We start from the raw sequence: 16,360 nt of genomic DNA, 5'->3' as shown, positions 1-16,360 counted from the left end.
GGACACTGGTTTGAACAACACTGAAAGGTTTTCCCGACCATAAGGAGGAATCCCATGGCTGAAGCGAAAGTGTTCCCCATGCATACCTTCGTCACCTGCCTCAAGGGCGGCGACGCGGCTGACAGCGGCCTTCTTGACATGCTCTCCTTCCTGACCCAGAGCCAGGTTGACGCCGAGTTCGCGCCCATCGCCGCGGCTCTGTCCAAGGCCTGGATCTACGAGCAGGAGCCCCAGCTGACCAAGGCCACCTCCGGCGAAGTCGCCGGTCTTGGCGAGAAAGTGGCCGTGAAGGCCCTGCCCGAGGCCGCCCAGGCCCAGGCCCAGGGCATCCTGGCCATGATGGCCGACCTGCGCGCCCAGAACGCAGCCCTCAACGACCAGGTTGCCAAGCTCACCGCCGAGAAGGCCGCCATCGCCGCCGACCTCGCCGGCGCCAAGGGCAAGCTGAAGGACTTCGAGGATCAGGCCGCCAAGGGCGACGTGAAGCTGTCCGTCACCGCTTCCAAGATGGACGAGCACATCAAGAAGCTTGAGCAGCTCATGGAAGAAGTTGCCAAGGTCAAGGCCCAGGGCGTGGTCGTTGCCGGCGTGGCCGGTGGCGGCGCCGCCGCTGACGCCGGTGCCGCTGGCGGCGACGCCTCCGGCGCCCCCGCCGTGGGTGGCGAGCCCGAAGCCGACTTCGGCCTGGGCAGCAACCCCTTTGCCGACGCCAACTGGTAGTCAGCCCACTTCATCAAGCAAAGCCCCCGGCTGCGTATGCGGCCGGGGGCTTTTTCATTGCGCTGGCGGGCACGGCGCACCGCGCCATCAAATACTACGAACACCTCGTTGCGCAATCACCCTGCGACGACGCAAGCCACACGGCCAGCCCTCGACATCCATAAAGTGCCGTTGCTCTCAGCGATGGATGGCCACCCGGACCTTGCGGGCGAGGGTCTTCACGGCTCGGAGGGGCTTTTCGTACCATTCCTCCGTTTTGTTGCGCTTGCGCCATTCCCAGGGCGAGATGGGGTCGGACCCGGCCCAGAGACCGCGACCGACGCTTCTGGCTTGGGCCTGGGCCTGGCGCAAATCCGCGCACAGGTCGGGCTCCTTGCAATACTCATCGTACACCCAGGCCAGCCCGGAGCGCGCCATTTCCTCGTTGATCAGCGTGCCGTCCACGAGGCGCACCAAGGCCACTGTGCGACCGTAGCGGTCCGTGTCCATGTTCTCGATGCGTATGATCTTGCCTGTAACAAGCTGCTTCAGCCGGTTCTTGGCCTGGTAGCCATAGGCCTGCTTGTGTTCAGGCGCATCGACGCCGTAGAGGCGGATGCTCACCTGCACCCCATCGGCGTTCATCACATCGATGGAGTCGCCGTCACGCACGGCTTTCGCGGTCGTCTCCCAGGCCAATGCGGGGTGCGCAAGCGTCAAGGCCAATAGCAATACAAGTATTATTTTACGCATATAGCTATTTTGACGCATTCTTTGCACTGGGTCAATATGACAGTTGGGCACGCCCTACCCCTTCCCCCTAGCAAGTGCATCCCTACGATTTTACTACGCAAGAAATACGCTGCGGACACTTGACTGCGTACTGCTCAATGCGTAAAGTTTGCGTAACTCAATACGCGCGCAACGGCTTTCGCTGCAGCGAGAACACATGGGGATGCATACATGAGCGACAGCACTTCGGGCACAAAACTGCGGGTTCTTCTGGCTGAGGATCACGCCCTGCTCAGACAGAGCCTCAAGGCCTACCTGGAGACCCAGGGGGACTGCGTCGTGGTGGGCGAGGCCCAGGACGGACGCGAGGCCATGCGGCTGTATGGCGAGCACAGGCCCGACGTCGTCCTCATGGACCTGTCCATGCCCGGCCTGGACGGCATGGTGGCGGTGCGCTCCATCCGCCGCGACTTCCCCGATGCGCGCATCATCGCCCTGACCGCGCACCGCGCCGAGGAATACTTGCACGCCGCCCTGGACTCCGGCGTGGACGGCTACGTAGTCAAGGCCGCCAGCGCCGAGGACCTGCTCTCAGCCATCCGCGCGGTCTGCCGTGGCGAGGCCTACGTCAGCCCCGAGGTCTCGGCCACCCTCATCAACGGGTATTTGCGCGGCAGCCGCGCGCCCAAGCCCACCCCGCTGGAGCAGCTTACCGCGCGCGAAAAGCACATCCTTGAGATGGTGATCGGCGGCATGAAGAACAAGGAAATCGCCGAGAAGCTGTTCCTTTCCACCCGCACGGTGGAGAAGCATCGCGCCAACTTCATGAAAAAGCTCGGCCTGCACAACCTGCATCAGGTGCGCGAGTTCGTGAAGACCCACGGCGGCGAGGCCGAGCGGGTCGACTAGACGATTGCTCGCGCCGGGGCTGGCGGCGCTCGTTCGCCAGCCCCGGCGTGTTTTGCGAGGCCCTGACGCCTCTCCTGCCGCGACTTCCCAAACCCCCGCTTGCGTTCGCCCCGCTCCCGCCCCCATGCGGCCGCGCATGTTCACCCCTGCCACGGCAAAAAACTTGCCCGTCAGGCGTTGACATCCCCTCGCCCCTGCTTATCTTTCCAACGCCGCAACCAAACGCCTCAACGCAGGGCATCCCTGCGCGACCACCGAGGCCCGGCAGAACCAAAAGCACACAATCTGTTCAGGAGGAATCATAATGAAGCTTAAGCCATTGCACGACCGCGTCATCATCAAGCGCCTGCCCGAGGAAGAGAAAACCGCCGGCGGCATCATCATCCCCGACAGCGCCAAGGAGCGCCCCATGCGCGGCACCGTCATCGCCGCCGGTCCCGGCACCGAGAAGGTCAAGATGCAGGTGAAAAAGGGCGACGTTGTGCTTTTCGCCAAGTACGCCGGCACCGAGTTCAAGATGGACGGCGAGGAATGCTCCATCATGCGCCAGGACGAAATCCTGGCCGTCATCGAGAAATAGCCTCAATAATACTCCGGCGCACGCCGCCGAATCTTTCAAAACAGGAGAGCACCTGACATGGCCAAGACCATCCGCTTTGACGAAACCGCCCGCGCGGGCCTGAAAATCGGTGTCGACAAGCTCGCCGACGCCGTGAAAGTCACCCTCGGCCCCAAGGGCCGCAACGTCGTCATCCAGAAGTCCTGGGGCGCCCCGACCATCACCAAGGACGGCGTCACCGTGGCCAAGGAGATCGACCTCGAGGACAAGTTCGAGAACATGGGCGCCCAGATGGTCAAGGAAGTCGCTTCCAAGACCAACGACGTGGCCGGTGACGGCACCACCACCGCCACCGTGCTGGCCCAGGTCATCTTCGGCGAAGGCCTGAAGCTCGTTGCCGCCGGCCGCAACCCCATGAGCGTCAAGCGCGGCATCGACAAGGCCGTCGAGGCCGTCGTGGCCGAGCTCGGCAAAATCGCCAAGTTCACCAAGGACCGCAAGGAAATCGCCCAGATCGGCACCATCAGCGCCAACAACGACCAGACCATCGGCGACATCCTGGCCGAGGCCATGAGCAAGGTCGGCAAAGAGGGCGTCATCACCGTCGAGGAAGCCAAGAGCATGGAGACCGTGCTCGACGTGGTCGAGGGCATGCAGTTCGACCGCGGCTACCTCTCCCCCTACTTCACCACCAATTCCGACAAGATGACCTGCGAGTTCGACGACGCGCTGCTGCTCATCTCCGAGAAGAAGATCAGCAACATGAAGGACCTGCTGCCCGTGCTCGAGCAGGTGGTGAAGATGAGCCGCCCGCTCATGATCATCGCCGAGGACGTGGACGGCGAGGCCCTGGCCACCCTGGTGGTCAACAAGCTGCGCGGCACCCTCAAGATCTGCGCGGTCAAGGCTCCGGGCTTCGGCGACCGCCGCAAGGCCATGCTGCAGGACATCGCCGTGCTGACCGGCGGCCAGGTCGTGTCCGATGACATCGGCCTGACCCTCGACAAGGTCCGCGCCGACTCCCTCGGCAGCGCCAAGCGCATCACCGTGGACAAGGAAAAGACCACCATCGTCGACGGCGCCGGCAAGAAGGAAGACATCAAGGCCCGCATCAAGCAGATCGAGGGCGAGATTTCCCTCACCACGTCGAGCTACGACAAGGAAAAGCTCCAGGAGCGCCTGGCCAAGATCGTGGGCGGCGTCGCCGTCATCAAGGTCGGCGCGGCCACCGAAGTGGAGATGAAAGAGAAGAAGGCCCGTGTCGAGGACGCCCTGAACGCCACCCGCGCGGCTGTCGAGGAAGGCATCATCCCCGGCGGCGGCACCGCTTTCGTGCGCGCCTCCAAGGTGCTCGACACCCTGAAGACCCTGGACGACGACGAGGCCGCCGGCGTGCTGGTCATCCGCCGCTCCATCGAGGAGCCCATGCGCATGATCTCCTCCAACGCGGGCTTCGAAGGCTCCGTGGTGGTGGAGAAGGTCCGCGCCGGCAAGGGCGCGTTCGGCTTCAACGCCGGCACCGGCGTGTTTGAAGACCTCTACGCCGCCGGCGTCATCGACCCCAAGAAGGTCGCCCGCGTGGCCCTACAGAACGCCGCCTCCGTGGCCAGCCTGCTCTTGACCACCGAATGCGCCGTGGCCGACAAGGCCGAAGACAAGGACGACAAGAAGTAGTCTGATCCTTTCTTGCTTGAACGATCAAGGCCGGGCAGAAATGTCCGGCCTTTTTCGTTGCCCTGAGGCCAAGCCTAAAGTCCCTGGCCAAAGCACCGATACATTCGGCAACAAAGCCGCCCACCAAAGCGGCGATGGGCTCCGGTCGTCTAGGGAGGGGACCGGAGCCCTTTTCGTTTCAGCCCTTGCCGCCAGCTACAGATATGGTAGAGATGATTCGTGGACGAATCTCAGCCAAGGAGCAGCGGCATGCCGTACTTTGAATGGAACGACTCCCTGCTGGTGGGCATCAAGACCATCGACGACCAGCACAAACAGCTTGTGGACATGGTCAACGGCCTGCATGACGCAGTGGAATCCGCTGGGTGGCACTGCCCCGCCCCGGAGATGGTCACCAACCTCAAGGCCTATGCAGCGGAGCACTTCCACATCGAGGAGGGCTACATGCAGGCCTTCGGCTACCCGGAGTTCGAGGCGCACCTGAAGGAACACCAGTCCTACAGCGACACCGTCCTGGCGTTTGAGGAAGACTGCGCCGCGGGCAGGGCCAATCCCGCGGACCTGCTCAACTTCGTCAAGAAATGGCTGGGCGAACACATCCTCGGCGTGGACGTGCAGATGGGCCGGTTCCTGCAAGATTACCTGCGCTGAGGGCGAGGCACCCGATGCGGCACTTTGACGCCCCGGAGCTTCTGCGCTCCTTCTTCCGGCGCAGCTTTTGGCTGACCCTCTGCTTCGCGGCCCTGCTGGCCGTCGCTCTGCCCCTGTTGCGCCACGCCCAGGCCATCGCCGAATACAAGCAGGACTCCCTGGCCATCGCGCGCAAGTTCCTGGCCAAGGAGCTCGATTTCGACCTGCGCGACATGCTCGCCCGGAAAAACGATCCGCTCATCGAGCGCATCAACATCTTCATGGACTACAGCAACCTCGTGGAGTTCCGCATCTGGGACCGCAGCGCCAGGGTGGTTTACTCCTTCGCCGACCCGCTGGTCGTCGGCAAGCGCTTTCCAGACGACCACGAACTGCTGGAGACCCTGACCACCGGCCAGCCCAGCACGGAGATAGACGAGGCCGACAAGCTGGAGAACCACAACCTGCGCGAGTACGGCACGCTGCTTGAGATGTATGTTCCGGTGATCTCGGGCGGGCGCATCGTTGGCGCGGTGGAGCTCTACCGCAAGGTGCCGCCGCTGGGCATCCTGAACACGCAGAATCTCATCTACGCCCTGGGAGCGCTGCTGCTGCCCCTGCTGCTGCACGTCTTCTTCTACGGCCAGTTCAAGCTGGCCTCGCTCAAGCTGGTGCACTCCGGGGTCCAGTTGCAGCAGGCTTACTCCTCCCTGGTCAAGACATCGCTCGACTCCATCCGCAGCATGGTCAACGCCCTGGAAATGCGCGACACCGAGACCCAGGAGCATTCCGAGCAGGTGGTGGCCATGGCGGTGCTTATTGGACACCAGATGGGCCTGTCCACCGACGACATGGCGCGGTTGGTCATCGGCGCGTACCTGCACGACGTGGGCAAGATCGGCGTGCCCGACGCCATCCTGCTCAAGCCCGGCCCGCTGAACGCGGCGGAACGCGCGATCATGGAGACCCATGTGACCAAGGGCCGGGACATTGTGGAGGGCGTGGAATTCTTGTGCCTGGGCGCGGACGTGGTTCACTACCACCATGAGCGCTGGGACGGCACGGGCTATGCCACGGGCCTTGCCGGGGAGAACATCCCCCTCACGGCGCGCATCTTCGCCCTGGTGGACGTGTTCGACGCCCTCATGAGCAAGCGGCCCTACAAGGAGCCGTTCACCTTCAAGCAGTCCCGGGAGATCATCCGCCAGGGCAGCGGCACGCACTTCGACCCCAGGGTGGTGGATGTGTTCCTCAGCCTGAGCGAGCGCGAGCTGAACGACCTGCGCGCCGAGGTCCAGCGCAAGGGCATCCACGACCTCGTTCGCCAGGTCACGGGAGCCATCTTCGGCACGCCGAAGACAAACATGTGCGACCTGAAGGACTGACCAGCCTGCGAGCCCTGGCAGGGGCGAAGTAGTCCCCCCAAGCCCCCTCCGGCCCAAGCAAAAAGCCCCCGGCGTCTGCAACCGGGGGCTTTGTTTTGCGGTGCGCGGGGCGGAGCTACACTACGCCAAGGCCTTGGCCCTGGTGCCGGACTATTATGTAGCCCAACAGAACCTGGAGCGCGTGCGGGCGCGGCTGGCGGCTGGCAGGCCGTAGCCCCGGCGCATCCATTCGGGCTGCAGCCGAGACAGGGGCAAGACCGCCCGCCAGTGCGCAGGCAGACGCAGGGCCAAGGACGCCCGGCATCTGCGCGACAATCACAAAAAAAATATAGACGGGTTGAACGGACTACCCTGATCGCGCTAGACAGTGCGCACCGGCCTGTGTGTGGCCCGGCATTCAACAACACGCCTCAACTGAGGGTCGCATGAACCGCTACATGACCTTTTGGCCTCGGTTCTGGGCGGGCTGCATCGACGGCTTCGCGCTCGGCGTCATCTCCATGGGCGTGTATTTCCCCCTGTCCTTGCTGCTGGGGTGGCCGTTGCCCTGCCCCGGCACGCCAACGCCGAGCGCACGCAGGACGCCCGCGCCCACCCCCAACTCAAGCGGGGCGGTTCCGCGTTACCGTAACACCACGAGCCGGCAGGACGCGCAGCCGGGCCGATTTCTGGAAGACCGGCTGCGGCGGAGGACGCCAGCGCCAAGGCCTCCGGGCTGCGGCCGTTGCTTACGCATGTCCGCCAGGCACGGCGGGGGCCAGCCCGCTATTCCAGGAGCATGAACCACGCCCCGTTGTGCGCGCCCTCATCGACTATGGAAAACCCAGAGCGCCGGACCATTCTCCTCCATGACTCCTTGGAGGTCAAAAAGAAGGACAGCACATTGGCCAGGGCGAACATGGCCCAGCCAGGCACCCACACGATCAGCAGGAAACGCCCCCCGGACTTCAAGACCCGGCGCAGCTCCAACAGGCCCCGCTCCTTGCTGGAGCCGAGGTGGTCCACGGCGTGGGCGCTGACGATGCAGTCGAACGCCCCGTCCGGGAAGGGCAGCTCGGTGATGTCGCCCTTTTCGACCCTGACCCGGCCGGAAATCCCGACTGTTTGCAGGTTGCGCACCAACAGCGCCCTGCCCCCGTCCTTGATGTAGGCCGCGTCGAAGCGGTCGAGCGCAACGATCCGGACATGCTGGTTCGCCTTGGCCAGTGCCACGGTCGTCCGTCCGGCACCGCAACCCGCGTCGAGAACCGTGTCCTGCCTGTCGGCCAGAAGAGAAACCATCGGCAAGACGACGTGATCAAGCCGCTTGATTGACCGCACCAGGGCGTTTCCTGCCAACAGGTTGACCGCCACGAGCAAAAAAAGAAAGGAAACCGGCCACCATCCGGGCGCCGTCATCTGGACGACCACGGCCATCAATCCGGCTGCGAGGGCGGCGATCCAGAGGCCGTTCATCCATCCTCGCGCCCAGCCAAAGTCCAACCCGGAACGCTCTGCGGCTCGTCCTTCGGGCTTTAGACGCGCACAGAGCCTGTCCAAGGGCCTCGCCACAAGGTTGCGGAGGGATCCGAAGAAGACCAGCGCGCCAACGACATGGACCGCCACGACAAGGGCGGCTACCCCGGCCACGCCCTTGATTGAGGGCATGTGAAACAGTATCGCCAACCCGGCGACCATTCCGATGACGCCGACCAGCCAGCCATGCCGGTGTGAGCTGTCTTGACCATTCATGCGCAGGCGCCTCCCTTTTGAGAATCATTCCATCGCTGCCGATGCGCTCACGGCTCGCCTCAACTTGGCGAGGGGCTGCCGCGCACGTCGGAGCAAGCCCTTCGCGTACTGGGGGCTCCAAGGGGCCTCAGGCCCGTTCGCGGACCCCAGGGACAACGCCCCTTGGCCGCCCGGGGGCATCTTCTCTTACAGCTTCGCGCCCAGGGCCGCGGCCAGGCCGGGGATGGTGTAGTCCTCGGGCTGGATGTGCGGGGTGAAGCCGAAGCGCGAGAGCGTCTTGGCCGTCACCGGCCCGATGCAGGCGATCTTCACATCCGGGTACGCGCGCAGTGTGTCGGGGCTAAGCAGCGTGAAGAAGTTCTCCACGGTGCTGGAGCTGGTGAAGGTGAGCGCCTGGATATTGCCCTTGGCCAGCGCCTCGGTGATCTCCGTGGCGTCGGCCTGGGTGAGCCTGGTCTCGTACACCGGCAGCACGCGAACGTTGGCCCCGGCCTTGGCCAGCTCCTCGGGCAGCACCTCGCGCGCGACCTTGGCGCGGGGAATCAGCACGTTCTTGCCCGCGATGCCCTGCGCAAGCAGCCCGGCGACGACCTCCTCGGCCACATACTTCGGCGGCACGAAGTCCGGGGTCACGCCGCGCAGCTTCAGCTCGTCCGCCGTGGCCGGGCCGATGGCCGCCACGCTGATGCCGCCCAGGGCGCGCGAATCCAGGCCGATCTCGTTCAACTGCGTCCAGAAATGCTTCACGCCGTTGACCGAGGTGAAGACGAGCCAGTCCACGGCGCCCAGGGCCAGGATGGCCTGCTCCACCTCGTCGTAGTCGTCCAGGGGCTCCACGGTGATGGTGGGAAATTCGAACACGCAGGCGCCCATGTGGCGCAGCACGTCGGCCAGGTCGCTGGCCTGCTCCCGCGCGCGGGTGACCACCACGCCCTTGCCCAGCAGCGGCTTCTTCTCGAACCAGCTGAGCTTGTCGGACAGGGAGCACACGCCGCCAACGATGATGATGCTGGGCGCGGCGAACTTGCGCTTCTCGGCCTCGGCGGCCACGTTCTCAAGCGTCGAGACCATGGACTCCTGGTTGCAGCGCGTGCCCCAGCGGACGAGGGCGACAGGGGTGTCCTTGCTGCGGCCCCCGGCCATGAGGTTGCCCGCGATCATGGGCAGGTTCTTCACGCCCATGTAGAACACCAGGGTGCTGTTGCTCTTGGCGTAGACCTCCCAGTTGTGGCCCGATTCTTCCTTGGTGGGGTCCTCGTGCCCGGTGATGAAGCACACGCTCGTCGTGAAGTCGCGGTGGGTGACCGGGATGCCCGCATAGGCCGGGGCGGCCACGCCCGCCGTCACGCCGGGCACGACCTCGAAGGCGATGCCCTCGGCCACCAGTTCCTCGGCTTCCTCGCCGCCGCGCCCGAACACGTACGGGTCGCCGCCCTTCAGGCGCGCCACGGACTTGCCCGCCTTGGCCTTGTCGATGATGAGCTGGTTGATCTGGTCCTGGGGCAGGGTGTGGTCGCCGCCCTTCTTGCCCACGTAGATGATCTCCGCGTCCTTGCGGGCGTATTTCAAGAACTCCGCGTTGGCGAGATAGTCGTAGACCACCACGTCGCAGGTCTCGATGAGGTGCTTGGCCTTGATGGTGAGCAGGCCGGGATCGCCGGGGCCTGCGCCGATGAGGTAGACTGTGGACATGGCTTATGCTCCGGGCTGGTCGCCGTATTGTTTGGTGGCCGCGGGTTCAAACAGCATGATGCGGCATTCCTCCGCGCACAGGGGCTTGTGCTCCACTCCGCGCGGAACGATGAAAAACTCGTTGGGGCCGATGACGACGCTCCGGTCGCGCATGGCTATGGTCAGGGAGCCTTCCAGCACCCAGAACATCTCGTCCTCGTCCGTGTGCGTGTGCCACTCGAACTCGCCCTTGAGGCGCACGAACTTGACAAGCTGGCCGTTGAGCTCCCCCGCCAGGCGCGGGGTCCACAGCTCGGCTATCCGGGCGAACTCGCCCGCCGCGCTCACCGTCTCCCGCAGCATGCCCAGGGCGCGCGCGTCGGCCAGGACCACGCTGGTCTCCACCTGCCGGGCCGGGATGTTCCAGTAGGTGCGCAGCAGCTTTTCCTTTTCCGTCAGCGAGGTCAAGGCGAAGCCGTGCTTGCGGTAGAAGCCGATGGCCCAGGTGGCCGCCGCCCAGGTGCCCATGAGCATGGGCCGCCGGGACAGGCCCTTGAGGTGCTTGAGCAGCCTGCCGCCGATGCCCAGCCCGCGCTGCGTGGTGCGCACGTAGGCGTGGCGGATGAGCGTCACGTCGCCCGCCGCGTTGTCCACGTCCTGGATGCCCATGATGCCGACCAGCGTGCCGCCGACCTCCGCCCCCCAGAAGCGCACCCCGGCGGCGATCTCCGCGCGCAGCTCCTCAAGCGGCATGTAGGGCTCGTGCCAGCGGTCGGCCGGGATTTTGCCCTTATACGCCTGCGCCGCGTCGCAGACGATCTCGGACATGAGCGGCTCGTCCCCTGGCGTGCAGGGGCGGATGACGACGGTGTTGATCATGGGGGCTTACGCCTCCTCGGCCAGGGCGCTCTTGAGGCGGTCCTGCAGCTCGGCCATCTTGGCGCGGGCGTCCACCAGCCCCGCGAGCTTCTCGTTCTCCGCGGCCACGATCTCCGCCGGGGCATGGTTGGCGAAGCCGGGGGCCGAGAGCTTGCCCTTGAGCGCGGCCAACTGCTTGTCCAGCTTGCCGAGTTCCTTGTCCAGGCGGGCCAGCTCCTGCCCGAAGTCCACGATGCCCTTCAAGGGCACGAAGATGCGCGACCCCTCCACCACGGCCGTGCCGCTGGCGCGCGGACCGGTCAGGCCCGGGCCGATGTCCGCAGTCTCGATGCGGGCGAGGGACTTGATCAGGTGCACATTGGCGGTGAGCACGGCCAGGGCGTTGTCGCCCCCCTGCTCTGTGCCGGTATCGATGATGAGCGGGAGCTTCTTGGCCGGGTCGATGGTGAGCTCCGTGCGGATGGTGCGCACAGCGCCCACCACGCCCTGGAAGAAGGCCATGTCGCGCGCGGCCTGCGGATTCTTGAAGGCGGGCCGCCGCTGCGGATAGGGCTGAAGCGCGAGCTCCTTGTCCTGAATACCCGGCAGCACGCTCCAGATCTCCTGGGTCACGAAGGGCATGACCGGATGCAGCAGCACCATGGTCTCGGAGAGCACGGTCAAAAGCACCTTGCGCGTGGCGTCCTTGGCGGCGGCGTCCTCGCCGTAGAGGTCGCCCTTGGCCATCTCCACGTACCAGTCGCAGAACTCGTTCCAGATGAACTTGTACAGGCCCTGGGCGATGTCGTTGAAGCGGTACTCCAGGGTCGCCGCCTCCACCTCGTCCTTCACTTCCTCAAGCCGGTGCAGAATCCACGCGTTGGCCAGGCCCTTGGCGTCGGAAAGGTCGGCCTTTGGCGCGCCGCCGTCCTCGGGCATGTTCATGAGCGCGAAGCGGGCCGAGTTCCAGATCTTGTTCACGAAGTGGCGGTAGCCCTCGATACGCTTCTCCGAGAGCTTGATGTCGCGGCCCATGGCGGCGAAGGCCGTCAGGGTGAAGCGCAGGGAGTCGGTGCCGTACTTGCCGATCATCTCCAGCGGGTCGATGACGTTGCCCGTGGACTTGCTCATCTTCTTGCCCTGCTCGTCGCGCACCAGGGCGTGGATGTACACGTGGTTGAACGGCACCTGCTCCTTGAAGTGGATGCCCATCATCATCATGCGCGCCACCCAGAAGAACAAAATGTCGAAGCCGGTGACGAGCACGCTCGTCGGGTAGTAGGCCCCCAGCTTGTCCGTGTCCGCGGGCCAGCCCAGGGTGGAGAAGGGCCACAGGGCCGAGCTGAACCAGGTGTCCAGCACGTCCTCCTCCTGGGTCAGCGCGCCGCCGCACTTGGAACAACTCGTCGGGTCGTCGGTCTGGACGATGAGCTCGCCGCAGGCCTGGCAGGTCCACGCCGGGATGCGGTGGCCCCACCAGATCTGGCGGGAGATGCACCAGTCGCGGATGTTGTCCAGCCACTCGTAGTAGGTCTTCTCCCACTGGGCCGGGAAGATTTGCGTCTGCGCGGGCACGGCCTCGCGCGCGGCCTTGGCCAGCGGCGCCACCTTCACGAACCACTGCTCGCTCACGTGGGGCTCGATGACGGACTTGCAGCGGTAGCACTCGCCCACGCTGTGGTCGTGGTCATTGATGCTGACCAGCAGGCCCAGGGCGGTCAGGTCCTCCACGACCTTGTCGCGGCAGGCGTTCTTGCCCAGGCCGCGATAGGCCTCGGGGGCGTTCTCGTTCATGTCGCCCTTGTCGTCGATGACGGCGATGACGGGCAGGTTGTGCGTGCGGGCCAGCGCCCAGTCGTTCATGTCGTGCGCCGGGGTGATCTTGAGGGCTCCGGTGCCGAACTCCATGTCCACGTAGGCGTCGGCGATGACCGGAATCTGCGTGCCGACGAGCGGCAGGGTGACCATCTTGCCGATGGCGTGGGTGTAGCGGGGGTCCTCCGGGTGCACGGCCACGGCCACGTCGCCCAGCATGGTCTCGGGCCTGGTGGTGGCCACGATGAGCTCGCCGGAACCGTCCGCCAGCGGGTACTTGATCTGGTAGAGCTTGCCCTTCTTGGGGGCGTGCTCCACTTCGTCGTCGGCCAGGGCCGTGTGGCAGCGGTTGCACCAGTTGACGATGTAGTTGCCCTTGTAGATGAGCCCCTCGTTAAACAGGCGCACGAAGACCTCGCGCACGGCCTTCGAGAGCCCCTCGTCCAGGGTGAAGCGCTCGCTCGTCCAGTCGACGGAGGCGCCCATGCGGCGGATCTGGTTCAGGATGCGGTCGCCGTATTCCTTCTTCCAGTCCCACACGCGTTCGATGAACTTCTCGCGGCCCAGGTCGTCGCGCTTCTTGCCCTCTTTCTTGAGCTGGCGCTCGACCACGTTCTGCGTGGCGATGCCCGCGTGGTCGGTTCCCGGCACCCAGAGCACGCTTTTGCCCTGCTGGCGCATGAAGCGGCAGAGGATGTCCTGCAGGGTCAGGTTCAGCGCGTGGCCCATGTGCAGCGCGCCCGTGACGTTGGGCGGCGGGATGACGATGGAATAGGGCTCCTTGCCGCCGGAAAGGACGTCCTGGGGGTCCGGGGAGAAGGTCTTGTTGTCCTCCCAGTGCTTGCCCCAGCGGGCTTCCACGTCGGCGGGCTCGTAGCCTTTCGGCAATGTGGCGTCTGTCTTCGGCTCGGACATGTGGGCTGGCTCCTTCATTCGCTCGCGCGCGCGATGCAGATTGCGTCATGCGGATTGATCAATGCCCCGCTTGCCAAGAAGGGCCGGGCGCGGCTAGGGTGCCCGGAAACCTTGGGGGGAGCGGAACATGGCGCGCGTTTTCGTCTTGTGGGATGAATCGCACCTGTGGGGGGTGCTTGTGCTGCGGGCTTTGCGCGCGCTGAAGCAGCCCCACGTGATTTTACGCGCACATGACATAGCCGAGGGAGCGCTCGCTGGCAAGCCCACGGCCCCCTGCCTGTTCATGGGCGGCGGCGCCCTGGCCGACCCCTCCGGCGGCCCCGATCTTCTGATTGTCCCCGGCGGCTGGGCGCGGGGCCGGGCCGAGCGCCTGGGCCCGCAGGGCATGCAGGCCATCCGCGACTTCGTGGCCGCTGGCGGCTCGTACCTGGGCTTCTGCGGCGGGGCGGGCCTGGCCCTCTCCGGCGCGCGGCCGGGCGACTCGCTCGGGCTGTGCCCCTGGGGGCGCATGGGCTTTGCCGGACGGCTGCAACATTTCCTCTCCGGCCATGTGCGCCTGGGCCTCGACACCGGCGACCCCCTCTGCCCGCCCGGCGTGTCCGGCGCTGGCGGCGGGGGGGAAATCCTGGCCCCGGTCTGGTGGCCCGCGCAGTTCGCGCCGCCGCCCAAGGGGCAAAAGGACGACGTGCGCGTGCTGGCGCGCTACGCCGGGCTGGGCGCGGACTTCTGGGTGGCGGACCTGAACCTGGCGCTGTTGCCGGAGGAGACCCTGAGCGACTGGGAGAACCTCTACGGCGTGCAGATCCACCCGGACTTCCTCACGAGCCGCCCGGCGGTCATCGCGGGGAGCTTTGGTGCGGGCCGCTACGTTTTGTCCTACCCGCACCTGGAGACGCCGGACTCGCCCCAGGCCAACGCCTGGTTCACGCATCTCCTGCGCGAGCTCGCGGGCGCCGACCCTGACGCAAAGCCGGACGCCAATTCTAACGGGAGCGCCATCGCGCCCTGGAACATCGGGCTCGACAAGTGCCTGTGGCCAGACCCGGGCCTGCTCGCGGCCAAGGCGGCGCTGGAGCGCGTCATCGCGCTGGGCGAGAGCCACCTGCTGCTGTTCTGGCGCAACCCGTGGCTGCTGGGCTGGCGGCGCGGGCTGCCGGGGCCGGGCATCAACAGCGTGTACGCCCTGGTGTGCGAGGCGCTGGCCGCCGCGCCCACCGCCTCCGCCCTGGCCTACTGGACCGAACACGGCGCGGAGTTCGCGCGGCTCTCCGAGCTGTTCTGCTCCGGGCTGTCCGGCCTGCTGCTGGCCGAGCGGCTGGACATGACCGTTCGCGCCACGGACTCCGACCAGGCCTTCACCTACAGCCTGCGCGAGACGCGCCGGGCGCTCTTCGGCACCGCCCCGGCCCTGGGCGGCCTGTGTGGTGAGCTGCTGCGGATGCTGGAGGAGTTGTGCGCGCGGCTGTGGGGGGCTGAATAGCCACCCGGCTCAATGCATATTGCTACGGCACATAGACTGACCCAACACTGGCCCGGCGGCAACGCTGGGCCTTTTTCTTGCCTGGGGTTGCGAAATTACGATGCGTATTGTAACAAGCGATATCGTTAACAACTTGCGTTCAAGCCAAGGCCATAGGAGGCTTTATGGAATTCCCGGCACGGCTTCAGGAACTGACAGACAAAGTACGGCAATCCAAAGCTCTCGTTCAGACCGAGGAAGCGACGAAAAGCGCCTTCATTATGCCCTTTCTGCATCTCTTGGGTTACGACGTTTTCAATCCTGCCGAGGTGGTGCCTGAATTCACGGCGGACGTTGGCATCAAGAAAGGAGAGAAAGTCGACTTCGCCATTCTCCGCGACGGCCAGCCCGTTATGCTCATCGAATGCAAGTGCTGCGGCACAACGCTCAACGCCGGGAAGTGCAGCCAACTGTTCCGCTACTTCCACACGCTGACAACAGCCCGAATCGGAATCCTGACAAATGGCACTCAATACCTCTTTTTCACGGATCTTGATAAACCGAACGTCATGGACCAGCGCCCCTTCATGGAGTTTGATCTCCTGAACCCGGACAAGGTTCTCATTCCCGAATTGCTCAAGCTCTCCAAAGCCAATTGGGATATGGCGGCAACCCTCTCAGCAGCAGCAGAACTCAAGTACACGCGTGCGCTCAAGACAGTGTTGGCTGAGGAGCTTCAAGCCCCTAGCGACGAGCTGGTCAAGTTGCTTGCGAGCAAAGTCTACGACGGCACACTGACAGCAAAGGTCCGCGAAATGTTCACCGGACTGACAAAACGCGCCTTCCAACAATTCATCAACGATCAGATCAATGATCGCCTCAAGTCGGCAATGATCGACTCGCAGCCCGTAGCAGAGCATGCGGAAGGCAAGATGGAAATGGAGGCTCAGGAGGTTCCCGCCGAACCGAAAGTGGTGACGACAGAAGATGAACATGAAGCCTTCCACCTGGTCAAATCGCTCTTGCGCCGTACCGTCGACCCGAAACGGATCGCCATGCGAGACACCCAAAGCTATTGCGGCGTTCTGTTGGATGACAACAATCGCAAACCAATTTGCCGCCTGCACTTCAATGGGAAACAGAAGTATCTTGGCATGTTCAAAGCGGACAAAAGCGAAGAACGCATTCCTCTTGCGTCTGTTGACGACATCTACACTCATGCAGAACGTTTGAAAGCAACCGTCCTTTCTTACGATAGCGCAGAAGCTTAAGCGCGGCAGGACAATCAAAAGCCCCCGCACCATCTCTGGCGCGGGGGCTTCA

At 64.8% G+C, this 16,360-nt stretch carries 13 protein-coding genes; 8 read left to right on the top strand and 5 right to left on the bottom strand.

Going from position 1 to position 16,360, the window contains the following annotated elements; genetic code table 11:
- Positions 1-54 precede the first annotated feature (54 nt).
- Positions 55-720 (top strand): hypothetical protein, encoded by a 666-nt coding sequence (locus RDU24_RS13525; RefSeq protein ID WP_308736303.1) that lies wholly within the window; start codon positions 55-57, stop codon positions 718-720.
- A gap of 177 nt (positions 721-897) precedes the next feature.
- On the opposite strand, the gene RDU24_RS13520 is transcribed toward RDU24_RS13525, so the two are convergent.
- On the bottom strand, positions 898-1,371 hold the full coding sequence (locus RDU24_RS13520) for a thermonuclease family protein (RefSeq protein WP_308736302.1): 474 nt from the start codon (positions 1,369-1,371) through the stop codon (positions 898-900).
- 291 nt (positions 1,372-1,662) lie between these two features.
- On the opposite strand from RDU24_RS13520, the gene RDU24_RS13515 reads away from it, so the two are divergent.
- The 5 genes from RDU24_RS13515 to RDU24_RS13495 all read left to right on the top strand — a co-directional run bounded on the left by RDU24_RS13515 (position 1,663) and on the right by RDU24_RS13495 (position 6,588).
- Positions 1,663-2,340, top strand: a complete 678-nt coding sequence (locus tag RDU24_RS13515; protein ID WP_308736301.1) for a response regulator transcription factor — start codon at positions 1,663-1,665, stop codon at positions 2,338-2,340.
- Between the two features lie 304 nt (positions 2,341-2,644).
- Positions 2,645-2,920 carry a co-chaperone GroES gene (locus RDU24_RS13510; RefSeq protein WP_308736300.1) on the top strand — a complete coding sequence of 92 codons (276 nt, stop codon included), beginning with the start codon at positions 2,645-2,647 and terminating at the stop codon, positions 2,918-2,920.
- Positions 2,921-2,977: 57 nt separating this feature from the next.
- Positions 2,978-4,573 carry a chaperonin GroEL gene (gene groL / locus RDU24_RS13505; RefSeq protein WP_308736299.1) on the top strand — a complete coding sequence of 532 codons (1,596 nt, stop codon included), beginning with the start codon at positions 2,978-2,980 and terminating at the stop codon, positions 4,571-4,573.
- Between the two features lie 249 nt (positions 4,574-4,822).
- Positions 4,823-5,224: a bacteriohemerythrin gene (locus RDU24_RS13500; RefSeq protein WP_308736298.1), complete on the top strand. Its 402-nt coding sequence runs from the start codon at positions 4,823-4,825 to the stop codon at positions 5,222-5,224.
- A gap of 14 nt (positions 5,225-5,238) precedes the next feature.
- Positions 5,239-6,588 (top strand): HD-GYP domain-containing protein, encoded by a 1,350-nt coding sequence (locus RDU24_RS13495; protein ID WP_308736297.1) that lies wholly within the window; start codon positions 5,239-5,241, stop codon positions 6,586-6,588.
- A gap of 765 nt (positions 6,589-7,353) precedes the next feature.
- Here the strand turns inward: RDU24_RS13495 and RDU24_RS13490 are convergent.
- The 4 genes from RDU24_RS13490 to RDU24_RS13475 all read right to left on the bottom strand — a co-directional run bounded on the left by RDU24_RS13490 (position 7,354) and on the right by RDU24_RS13475 (position 13,578).
- The gene (locus tag RDU24_RS13490) at positions 7,354-8,319 is read right to left on the bottom strand and encodes a class I SAM-dependent methyltransferase (protein ID WP_308736296.1); all 966 of its coding nucleotides are present in this window, start codon (positions 8,317-8,319) and stop codon (positions 7,354-7,356) included.
- Between the two features lie 186 nt (positions 8,320-8,505).
- Positions 8,506-10,011: a uroporphyrinogen-III C-methyltransferase gene (cobA, locus tag RDU24_RS13485; RefSeq protein ID WP_308736295.1), complete on the bottom strand. Its 1,506-nt coding sequence runs from the start codon at positions 10,009-10,011 to the stop codon at positions 8,506-8,508.
- Between the two features lie 3 nt (positions 10,012-10,014).
- Positions 10,015-10,869: a GNAT family N-acetyltransferase gene (locus RDU24_RS13480; protein ID WP_308736294.1), complete on the bottom strand. Its 855-nt coding sequence runs from the start codon at positions 10,867-10,869 to the stop codon at positions 10,015-10,017.
- A 6-nt stretch (positions 10,870-10,875) separates the two neighbouring features.
- Positions 10,876-13,578, bottom strand: coding sequence for a valine--tRNA ligase (locus tag RDU24_RS13475; RefSeq protein ID WP_308736293.1), 2,703 nt, complete (start codon positions 13,576-13,578; stop codon positions 10,876-10,878).
- 127 nt (positions 13,579-13,705) lie between these two features.
- Between RDU24_RS13475 and RDU24_RS13470 the strand changes: the two genes are divergently transcribed.
- Positions 13,706-15,058, top strand: coding sequence for a BPL-N domain-containing protein (locus RDU24_RS13470; RefSeq protein WP_308736292.1), 1,353 nt, complete (start codon positions 13,706-13,708; stop codon positions 15,056-15,058).
- A 164-nt stretch (positions 15,059-15,222) separates the two neighbouring features.
- A complete protein-coding gene (locus RDU24_RS13465) occupies positions 15,223-16,308 on the top strand; it encodes a type I restriction endonuclease (protein ID WP_308736291.1) in 1,086 nt (361 codons plus the stop codon).
- The last annotated feature ends 52 nt before the right edge of the window (positions 16,309-16,360 follow it).

This window comes from Humidesulfovibrio sp., assembly GCF_031082295.1.
Lineage (GTDB): Bacteria > Desulfobacterota > Desulfovibrionia > Desulfovibrionales > Desulfovibrionaceae > Humidesulfovibrio.
This window is presented reverse-complemented; position numbering and strand designations above follow the sequence as displayed.